Source organism: Providencia sp. PROV189 (genome assembly GCF_028480065.1).
Lineage (GTDB): Bacteria > Pseudomonadota > Gammaproteobacteria > Enterobacterales > Enterobacteriaceae > Providencia > Providencia stuartii.
This window is the reverse complement of the sequence record NZ_JAMPOG010000085.1, coordinates 1-1,049: the sequence shown is the minus strand read 5'-3', so window position 1 is coordinate 1,049 and position 1,049 is coordinate 1. Positions and strand designations below refer to the sequence as shown.

Here is a 1,049-nt window from a genome sequence, read left to right as displayed (position 1 = left end):
CAGTTAAATTAGTAAATCATTCAGTTTCATGAGGAGGATTTTATGCAATCTAACTTATCTCCTAAAGAAATTGTTGGGAGCAATATACATAAAGCTCGCCGAGCTAAAGGGCTAAGTGGTTCTGAGTTAGCTGATTTACTTTTATGCTCTCAGCAACATGTTTCACGTATTGAGCGCGGAGTTATTCGACTACACCTAGAACAGATTAAGCAAATTGCGAACTCGCTTGATATTGATATTAATTGTTTATTAGATGGCGTTGGATTTCAAAATAACTCAATAAATTATATCCATAATATGGTATGTTATTTTAAAGCTGAAGGATGGTTTTCTGGAACTAGTCAATTTATGAAATAGGCTTAACCTTATGTCAGGAAATATAATAAAACCAACATTTAATATTATTGTAGGAAAGAAAATAAAAAGATACAGAAAAGAAATGAATTTAACTGCTGAGGAGTTAGGGAGATATATCGGCGTAAGTCAGCAGCAAATTTCCCGTTATGAATCAGGAGTTAACCATATTAATATTGATTTTCTGTCTCAATTATCTGAGTTATTTAAAGTACCAATTCAAGTTTTTTTGATAGAAGACTAAATATGTTATTTTAATTATTAATAATTAAATTTTAATTTTTAGCATTTGATTTTTTTAAATCAAATGCTAGTGCTCTGCTTTTTTCCAGTTCATTGCAAATAGAGTGTCTGCAATGAGCAATGAGCAATAAAAATTGACACTCATTCTTTATTTAACAAAAAACATAGGACTTTATATTCATGAAAATGAAATCTATTGCAATGGCAACTTTTATGGCTCTGGGATTAGCTTCTGCAGCAAATGCAGCGGATCAAGGCCACGGTAAAATAACGTTCAAAGGCGCTATTATCGATGCACCATGCTCAATCTCTCCTAACTCAATCGACCAAACAGTTGAATTAGGCCAAATTTCTAACATGGCATTAGTTGATGGCGGTAAATCAACTCCACGTCCATTCGAAATCACTTTAGATAATTGTGATATCACTAAACTGGCTAAAGGTGTTCAATT

3 protein-coding genes are annotated in these 1,049 nt (G+C 32.4%); all 3 read left to right on the top strand.

The window, feature by feature from the left end; all coding sequences use genetic code 11:
• The first annotated feature begins 42 nt into the window (after positions 1-42).
• Positions 43-357: a helix-turn-helix domain-containing protein gene (locus tag PR833_RS20335; protein ID WP_272526492.1), complete on the top strand. Its 315-nt coding sequence runs from the start codon at positions 43-45 to the stop codon at positions 355-357.
• A 10-nt stretch (positions 358-367) separates the two neighbouring features.
• Positions 368-598, top strand: a complete 231-nt coding sequence (locus tag PR833_RS20330) for a helix-turn-helix domain-containing protein (protein ID WP_004918240.1) — start codon at positions 368-370, stop codon at positions 596-598.
• 179 nt (positions 599-777) lie between these two features.
• On the top strand, positions 778-1,049 hold a 272-nt coding region (locus PR833_RS20325; protein ID WP_442959672.1), incomplete at its 3' end, for a fimbrial protein.